This is a genomic window from Leucobacter chromiiresistens, from assembly GCF_001477055.1.
In the GTDB taxonomy this organism is placed as follows: domain Bacteria; phylum Actinomycetota; class Actinomycetes; order Actinomycetales; family Microbacteriaceae; genus Leucobacter; species Leucobacter chromiiresistens_A.
This window is the reverse complement of the sequence record NZ_LDRK01000037.1, coordinates 1-3,041: the sequence shown is the minus strand read 5'-3', so window position 1 is coordinate 3,041 and position 3,041 is coordinate 1. Positions and strand designations below refer to the sequence as shown.

3 protein-coding genes are annotated in these 3,041 nt (G+C 71.8%); 1 reads left to right on the top strand and 2 read right to left on the bottom strand.

Annotation, left to right across the window (positions count from 1 at the left end):
- The coding region (locus NS354_RS07240; protein ID WP_058593901.1) for an amino acid permease at positions 1 to 1,379 on the top strand (1,379 nt) is incomplete at its 5' end.
- On the opposite strand, the gene NS354_RS07235 is transcribed toward NS354_RS07240, so the two are convergent.
- Both NS354_RS07235 and NS354_RS07230 read right to left on the bottom strand, forming a co-directional pair.
- A complete protein-coding gene (locus NS354_RS07235) occupies positions 1,376 to 2,047 on the bottom strand; it encodes a uracil-DNA glycosylase (RefSeq protein WP_430735997.1) in 672 nt (223 codons plus the stop codon). The two genes, NS354_RS07240 and NS354_RS07235, sit on opposite strands and share 4 nt — an antisense overlap.
- Before the next feature lie 27 nt (positions 2,048 to 2,074).
- The gene (locus NS354_RS07230; protein WP_058593899.1) at positions 2,075 to 2,848 is read right to left on the bottom strand and encodes an SDR family oxidoreductase; all 774 of its coding nucleotides are present in this window, start codon (positions 2,846 to 2,848) and stop codon (positions 2,075 to 2,077) included.
- Positions 2,849 to 3,041: the final 193 nt, after the last annotated feature.

Sequence of the window (3,041 nt, the reverse complement as noted above, 5' to 3'; positions counted from 1 at the left end):
CGATCGGCACCGGGCTCTTCATGGGATCCTCCGGAGCCATCCAGACCGCCGGCCCCGCCGTGCTCATTGCCTACGTCATCGGGGGCGCCGCCGTGTTCATGGTGATGCGGGCGCTCGGCGAGATGATCGTGCGGCACCCCGTCTCCGGCTCCTTCGGCCAGTACGCCTCGCGCTACATCCACCCGTACGCCGGCTTCCTCGTCGGCTGGACCTTCGCCTTCGAGATGTTCCTCGTCGCCGTCTTCGACGCCACCGCCATCGGGGTCTACATGCGGTTCTGGTTCCCCGACGTGTCGCAGTGGGTGTGGGTGCTCGCCGTCGTCTGCTTCATCGCCGCCATCAACCTGCTCGGGGTGCGCGTCTTCGGCGAGCTCGAGTTCTGGTTCGCGCTCGTGAAGATCGTCGCGATCATCGCGCTGATCGTCGCCGGCGTCGCCGTGATCCTGTTCGGATTCGGCATCGCGGGCCATGATCAGATGGGGCCGCAGAACCTCGTGGAGCACGGCGGATTCATGCCGAACGGGCTCTGGGGCCTCATCGCCTCGTTCACGATCGTGATGTTCGCCTTCGGCGGGATCGAGATCATCGGCGTCACCGCGGGCGAGGCGCAGAACCCGAAGCGCGTGCTCCCGAAGGCGATCAACTCGGTGCCGATCCGCATCCTGCTCTTCTACGTGCTGACCCTCGGCGTGATCATGTGCATCCAGCCCTGGGTCGACATCACCGGGGAGACGAGCCCCTTCGTGTCGATCTTCGAGTCGATCGGATTCCAGGCCGCGGCGGCCGTCTTCAACGTGATCCTCATCACCGCGGCGCTCTCGGCGATGAACGCCGACATCTTCGGAGCGGGGCGGATGCTGCACGGGCTCGCCGAGCAGGGGCAGGCGCCGCGGTCGTTCACGCGGACCACCCGGAACGGCGTGCCGATCATGACGGTCGTCACGATGATCGTCGGGCTGCTCGTCGGCGTCGTGCTCAACTTCCTGTACCCCGACCAGGTGCTGTTCCTGCTCGGGGCGCTCGCCACCTTCGCCACTGTGCTGGTGTGGCTCGTCATTCTCGTCGCCCACATCCGCATGCGCGCCGAGATCGCGCGCGAGGGGCGGCTCCCGAGCGAGTTCCCGGTGCCGCTCTGGCCGGTCGCCTCCTGGCTCACCGTCGGCTTCATCGTGTGCATCATCGTGCTCGTCGGCGTCGTGCCCGATTCGCGGCCCGCTCTCTGGGTCGGGCTCGTCTGGGTCGCTCTGGTGACCGTCTGCTACTTCGCCTGGGTGCGCGGCGACGGCCGGCGCCCCTACCGCCTCGTCGACCAGACGGAGCCCGTCGGCGTCGTTCCTGCGAGCGAGCGCGACGCGAGCGCTCCGGAGGGTCGGGGCTAGAACAGCGCCGGTTCGGCGCCGGGCAGCGACCAGTCGATCTCGTCGGCCCCCTGCTCGCGGAGCGCCGCGTTCGCGCGGCTGAACGGCCGGGAGCCGAAGAAGCCGCGCGAGGCCGACAGCGGCGACGGGTGCGCGCTCTCGATGCAGGGCACCGCGCCGAGCAGCGGACGCAGCGTCTGCGCCGGCCTGCCCCACAGGATCGCGACGAGCGGCGAGTCCCGCTCGGCGAGCGCCGAGATCGCGCGGGCCGTGATCTCCTCCCAGCCCTTCCGGCGGTGCGAGCCCGCCTCCCCGGCGCGCACGGTGAGCACCCGGTTGAGCAGCAGCACGCCGCGGTCCGCCCACGCCGAGAGGTCGCCGTGCTCGGCGGGCGCGATCCCGAGATCGTCCTCCCGCTCGCGGTAGATGTTGCGCAGACTGCGCGGGATCGGGCGCACGTCGGGCGACGTCGCGAACGACAGGCCGATCGGGTGCCCGGGCGTGGGGTAGGGATCCTGCCCCACGATGAGTACGCGGGCGTCGGCCATCGGACGCTCGAACGCCGCCAGCACGCGGTCGGGGGCGGGCAGCACCTCCGCGCCCGCTGCGCGCTCCGACTGCACGAACCGCTCGACGTCGGCCAGCCGCCCGGCGACCGGCGCGAGCGCCGTCGCCCAATCGGCGGCCATGCCCGCTGGCGCTCCGGAGCGCATCGGCTACTCCCCCTTCGCGATGAGCGGGCCGCGATGCGTGTGGAACACGCTCGTCTGGGCGACCGGGCGCAGCACGATCAGATCCTGGTTCACGTGCGGGGGCTGCTCGAACGCCCCGACGAGCACGCTCGCGACCTCCTCCGCCTGCAGCGGTGTCACGTCGGCGTACGGCTTGCGGGCGGCCTCGGCATCGCCGCGGAGGCGATTCAGGGTGAACTCCTCCGTGTGCACGAGACCGGGGGCCAGCTCCATGACGCGGATCGGCTCGCCGCCGAGCTCGAGACGGAGCACACTGGTCACCGCGTGCGCCGCGAACTTCGCGGCGTTGTAGCCGCCGCCGCCCGGATAGGCGCTGTGCCCGGCCGTCGAGGTCACATTGAGGATCGACGCGGAGCCCGAGCGCCGGGCGCCGTCGCGCAGCACGGGCAGCAGCGCCGATGTCACCGAGCGGAGGCCGATCACGTTCACCTCGAACATGCGGCGCCAGTCGTCGTTCGACGCGTGCTCGACGGACTCGGTGCCCCACGCTCCGCCCGCGTTGTTCACGAGGCCGGTCGCGCCGCCGCTCGCGGCGACCTCCGCGGCGAGGCGCGCCACCTGCACCTCGTCGGTCACATCGCAGGCGATCGGCTGCGCGCCGGTCTCGGCGGCGAGCGCCTCGAGACGATCGACCCGCCGCGCGACCGCGACGGTCTCCCACCCGCGTTCGGCGAATCGGCGCACGGTCGCCGCGCCGATCCCCGAGCTCGCCCCTGTCACCACGACCCGTCGCTGCATGCGCCCTCCTCCGTTCGGCGGTATCCGACCCGAGCCTAGCGAGGCGCGGCGGCGCGCGACAGACCGCACGGGGGCGGCGGGCGCGACCGGACGGCACGTTACGCAGTGCGTCTCGGCCCATTGCCGCCCCGGCGCCCGTCTCGTACGCTCGAACCGCATCGAGGCGCCGATCCGGGCCGCGACGCCCGCCCAC